Consider the following 4,904-nt stretch of genomic DNA (forward strand, 5'->3'; position numbering starts at 1 on the left):
CTACTTGCCATGCGCGCCCTCGATGTCGCCGAGGACGCTAAGCGGGAAGCCGTTTGACATGGTAGGAGCCGCCAAATGGCCTGTTGCCGCCGACATCCTATTGTTGCGCGATTTCATCGAGGAAACAGCCTATCAGGGCGTTCTTCATGAGCTTGCGGTTGGCGATCGCCGAAAACTCCGTCTTCTTGGCGACGTTGCTAGTCAGGATCGGCCGGATGTCTCCCCGCTTCTCCCAGATTTCCGCGAAATGGGTTGGGAGAAAGCCAAGATAGCTTCCCGACAAGATCAGAAACAGCACGCCTTCGGTGACATGCGAAATCGCTTTCAAGGACATGTTCATGCGATCGACATAGGACCGCTCCGCCTCGGAATAGCCGTGCTGGACGAAGGCCCGTCCGGAAAGGTCAGCGATCTGGATGTCGCTGTCGGCAATCTGGAAGAGGGGGTGCCCTGCCCCGCAGTAGAGATGGCTCACTTCCTCGAAAAGAGGCACAGCCGAGATGTCCGCGTGCTCCGATTCCAGGACCGTCACACCGACATGGATACGCATCTCCTGGACGCCGCGGGTTATCTCCGCGGACGATCCGGAGATAATCCTGATGCCGACGTCCTTGTGTTTGCCGCAATAGGCCGAGATGGCGCGATGCAGAGGGGACTCCGACTGGGTGACGATCGTGTCGACCAGTCCAATGTACAGTGTCCCGGTCAGGCCGGCCATGGTGTCGTTGATCTGCGAACGGAAAATCTCCAGCGAGGCAAGCAACTGGCTCGTCGCGGAATAGGTCCGCTCGCCTTCCGGCGTCAGGCTGAAGCCCGATCGGCCCCGGTTGCACAGCCGCATGCCGAGACGGATTTCCAGATCGCTCATCTGCTTGCTGATCGCGGATTTAGATGCGCCCAGTTCGACTTCGGCGGCAGAAAAGCCGCCGCAATCGACTACGGTGCGGAAAATACGGAGCAACTTGATCTCGGCGTCGCCGATCTCACCCGTGAAAAGTCGATGTGGCCAGTTCATGCTTGATCATTGCTCAGGCGGAGCACTGTTTGTACCCGCCTGAGCAATACTAAGGGACCGCTGTGGCGCCTACAAGCTGCCCGCGGATGTCGGACTGCGGTCAGCTCACAAGGCTGCTCGGATGGCAGCCAGTCCCCGCCTGATGTCGTCGGCCGAGTTGTAGAAGTGCGGCGAGAAGCGGATGAAATCCTTCCGGAGCGAGGCGATCACATTGTTTTGCTTCAACGTCCTTGCAAATGCGGCGCTGTTCTTGCCTGCAAAGCGCGCGGCGACGGTTGCAGAGCGCTGCTTCGGATCCTTTGGACCCAGCACTTCCGCGCCGAGTTCAAGCAGCCCGTCAACCAATTGTCTTGAGATTTTCGCGTTGTGCGCCTGGATCGCGGTGATGCCCGTGTCCAGCAGGTAGCGCAGGCTCACCGTCGCGCCAATCGCGGTGCCATAGGCCATGGTTCCGAATTCATAGCGCTTCGCTCCCTTCGGCAGTTCAATTCTGTCCGCCTGGAAATCCCACATATCCTTATGCGACCGCCAACCCAGCAGGCCGGGGTTCATGTCCTGCATGCGAGGCGAAATATACGTCAGGCCTGTTCCGAACGGACCACACAGCCATTTGTATGTGGAGGTTGCCACGGCGTCGATGCCGCTGCCCGCGGCATCGACCATGACCTGCCCGGCCGACTGCGTTCCATCAACGACGCAGAGAGCACCATGGCGGTGTGCTTTGTCCGCAATCGCCTTGAGGTCATAGACCTGGCCGGTTCCGTATTCGACATGCGAAATGCAAACGACGGAGGTGTTGGCATCGATCGCGCCAAGCAATTCATCCATATCGATGGCCATACCATCGCGTGGCTTGACCCAGCGCATCTCCGCACCCGTGTGCTGCGCGACCCGCATCCAGGGGTAGACTGTGCTCGGATGGGTTATGGATGTGGCCACAATGGTCGATCCTTTTTTCGGCATCGCCGCCCAGGCCAGCGACGACATCAACACAGTCTCGCTGGAGGCGACCGCGATGTCGGCAGGTGTCGCATTGAAGAGTTCCGCAGCGGCCGCGTTCAGGTCATCGAAGCATTTGACCTCGGATTCCTCATCGAACGTCACAGTTCCGTCTTCGGCGAGTTGCGTCTGCCAACGATTGATCGCTTCGGCCGCCGTCTTGTGCGTCAGCCCGACCGATGCGGCATCGAGATACACGTAAGATTGCGCCGGCGGAAAGACTTCCAGCGATGCCAGTCGGCCCTCGTTTGCGTAGTTGTCCAATGTCTAGCTCCCTTCAGGATCGTGTTGGTTTCAGATGCGACAGGTATTTGCGCTCGAGCTGGCGGAATGCCGCTGTGATCAGGAAGGTGAGCGCAAGGTAGAGGAAGGCGGCGGTGAGCAGGCCTTCGGCAGCGAGATAATATTTGTTGTTGAGCATCCGGCCGGCGCCCAGGATGTCGATGATGGTGATGGTGCTTGCCACCACGCTGCCATGCAGCGTGAAGATGACTTCGTTGGAAAGAGGTGGCAGCGAACGTCGCCAGGCGGACGGGAAAACGATCAGCCAGAACAGCCGGACGCCGGATAGACCCAGAGCTTTGGCGGCTTCAACTTCGCCTTTGGGGACGCCTTCGATCGCACCTCTCAGGATCTCCGTGAGATATGCGGCGGAGCAAAGCGTGATCGAGAGGAATGCGCACCCCCATGCCCCGCGCAGGACTGGCCAGAGAAAAGAATGGCGTACGAACTCGAACTGCGCGACGCCGTAATAGAGGAGATAGAGCTGCACAAGCAGCGGCGTACCGCGGAAAACATAGGTGTAGCAGAACACTACCCTGTTGAAGACGCGAAGTTTTTGCGCCCGGATCACCGCGAGAGGAATGGCGATCACGACGGCGAGTAGCAACGGTAGTGTGACCAGCAACAGGGTGTTGATGAACCCCTTCGCAAAGAGAGGCCAGTTGGCGGCGATAACACCGAGATCGATCGGTGAAAAATCCTGGAGCTTCGACCACGCGGTTTCCATGTCAGACGGTCTCCGCCACGCGAAGCCGTCTGGCGAGAAAGCGCAGTCCCACGTCGGAAGCGATCGTCAGGCCGAGATAGATGATCAAAACGATGAAGATGAAGGTGAATGGCTGGTGCGTTGCGCGTCCAGCCGCGTTTGCCTTATTGACGATGTCCTCCAGTCCCATCACTGACGCCAGGGCAGTTGTCTTCATCAGGCTCAGCCAGTTGTTGGTGAAGCTCGGCATGGCGTTGCGCATGAGTTGGGGCCAAATGACCAGCTTGAAGAGGATCCACCCGTTCATGCCGAGCGCCTTGCCACCTTCGCTTTGACCGCGCGGTATCGACAAATACGCACCGCGGAACGTCTCGGTCATGTACGACCCGAAGATGACGCCGATTGCTGCAACGGCCACGGTGAACGGGTCGAGCTGCAGCGTGTCCCACAACCCTGTCGCGTCACCGATCCGGTTAACAACCGCCTGGCCGCCATAGTAGAGCAGCAGCATCAAGACCAGGTCCGGAACGCCCCGGACCAAGGTAGTGTAGGTCTCGGCCGCGCGGCGCGCGGCCGAGAATTTCGATGATTTTGCCCAAGCTCCGATCAGGCCCAGTGCCGTGGCCACCACGAGCGAGCAGACGCTCAACGCAATCGTGACGTAGACGCCCTTCAACACAAACGGCAGGTAGTCGGCAGTTTCAGCCACAATCACCTTTACAGTCTATAGTTACACTCGAGAGCGTACGTGTTCACTTGCCAAAGATGTCGTAGCTGAAATATTTGTCGTTGATCGTCTTATAGGTCCCATCGGCGCGAACCTCCTTGATCGCCTTGTTCAACGCCTCACGAAGCTCGGTGTCGTCTTTTCGGAGGCCGATCCCAATGCCTGCACCGAAGCAACCGGGTTCGCTGACAGGGTCACCCTGGAACGCAAAACCCTTGCCGCGCTCGGTCTTCAGCAAGCCGAAATCGAGCTGGATCCGATCTGAGAAAACCGCGTCCAGTCGGCCGGCAGCAATGTCGAGGAACATGTCTTCAGCGTTCTGGTAAACCTGGACGCTGGCATTCGGATAGGTCTTCTCCAGATAGCACTGCGCCACACCCGGAATGGTGCCGATCTTCAGTCCACCCAGAGCCTTGTCGGCGAAGTCGATCTTGGTTCCGTCGGACGCAACGAACGCAGCCGCTGTTTGATAGTATGGATCGGTAAAGTCGATCTGCTTTTTACGCTCCTCGGTGATGGTCATCGAGGCAAAGATGCCATCGAACTTTTTGACCAGCAGACCCGGGATCATGCCGTCCCAATTCTGGGCTACGAAGGTGCAGTTCCGGTCCATCTTCTTGCAGAGAGCATTCCCTAGTTCGATTTCAAAGCCCGCTATCGAGCCGTCCGCGGCTCGAAAGTTGAAGGGCGGATATGCGGCTTCGGTGGCGAACGTAACGTCCCCCGCCACGGCCAGAGCGGGCATCAGGACAATTCCGAGTACCGCGACCAAGCCAAGCAATTTCTTTTTCATTTTTTGTCCCCTGGATTATGCGGGCATCTGCCGCAAGTTGACGATGTGGCATCCCTTGGGTCCACCCGGCGATCTTTCTCGTCGCAACCGAGGCGGGCTATCCATTGCGAAACTACTTCGCGCCGCATATGCCCTCCGGCCTTTCTGCGGTTCCAAGGTTAGTGCAGCCGGGGTTGTATGCGTTACCTAATTCCGAAAGCCAGGTTTCCAAACTAGGCAACCAAGCGTCGTCAGGTCCCATGCTAGGGCGGTGCGGCGCTATCAAATTGATTGGTTCTGCTCGGGGAGATGAAATTGACGAAGATCGTGTCGCTTGAGCAAATCCTGAAAGCGCTGCCGGACATCGATGTCGTCGCCGAAATCGAGCGTGGCTTCGTTGCCC

Annotated in this window: 5 protein-coding genes; all 5 read right to left on the bottom strand. The window is 58.3% G+C overall.

Going from position 1 to position 4,904, the window contains the following annotated elements; genetic code table 11:
- Window positions 1–97: 97 nt before the first annotated feature.
- A complete protein-coding gene (locus EN991_RS23280; protein ID WP_127369631.1) occupies window positions 98–1,015 on the bottom strand; it encodes a LysR family transcriptional regulator in 918 nt (305 codons plus the stop codon).
- Window positions 1,016–1,120: 105 nt separating this feature from the next.
- The gene (locus tag EN991_RS23285; RefSeq protein ID WP_164753784.1) at window positions 1,121–2,212 is read right to left on the bottom strand and encodes an aminotransferase class V-fold PLP-dependent enzyme; all 1,092 of its coding nucleotides are present in this window, start codon (window positions 2,210–2,212) and stop codon (window positions 1,121–1,123) included.
- A gap of 79 nt (window positions 2,213–2,291) precedes the next feature.
- The gene (locus EN991_RS23290) at window positions 2,292–3,023 is read right to left on the bottom strand and encodes an ABC transporter permease subunit (RefSeq protein WP_127369633.1); all 732 of its coding nucleotides are present in this window, start codon (window positions 3,021–3,023) and stop codon (window positions 2,292–2,294) included.
- A gap of 1 nt (window position 3,024) precedes the next feature.
- Complete coding sequence (locus EN991_RS23295) at window positions 3,025–3,711, bottom strand: ABC transporter permease subunit (protein WP_127369634.1); 687 nt, start codon at window positions 3,709–3,711, stop codon at window positions 3,025–3,027.
- 43 nt (window positions 3,712–3,754) lie between these two features.
- Complete coding sequence (locus EN991_RS23300) at window positions 3,755–4,522, bottom strand: transporter substrate-binding domain-containing protein (RefSeq protein WP_127369635.1); 768 nt, start codon at window positions 4,520–4,522, stop codon at window positions 3,755–3,757.
- Window positions 4,523–4,904: the final 382 nt, after the last annotated feature.

It is taken from the genome of Mesorhizobium sp. M7A.F.Ca.US.005.03.2.1, from assembly GCF_003997795.1.
In the GTDB taxonomy this organism is placed as follows: Bacteria; Pseudomonadota; Alphaproteobacteria; order Rhizobiales; family Rhizobiaceae; genus Mesorhizobium; species Mesorhizobium ciceri.

Bases quoted from the DNA above. Each gene is read 5' to 3' on its own strand.
- EN991_RS23290 (WP_127369633.1), bottom strand. From the start codon at position 3,023: ATGGAAACCGCGTGGTCGAAGCTCCAGGATTTTTCACCGATCGATCTC.
- EN991_RS23280 (WP_127369631.1), bottom strand. From the start codon at position 1,015: ATGAACTGGCCACATCGACTTTTCACGGGTGAGATCGGCGACGCCGAG.
- EN991_RS23300 (WP_127369635.1), bottom strand. From the start codon at position 4,522: ATGAAAAAGAAATTGCTTGGCTTGGTCGCGGTACTCGGAATTGTCCTG.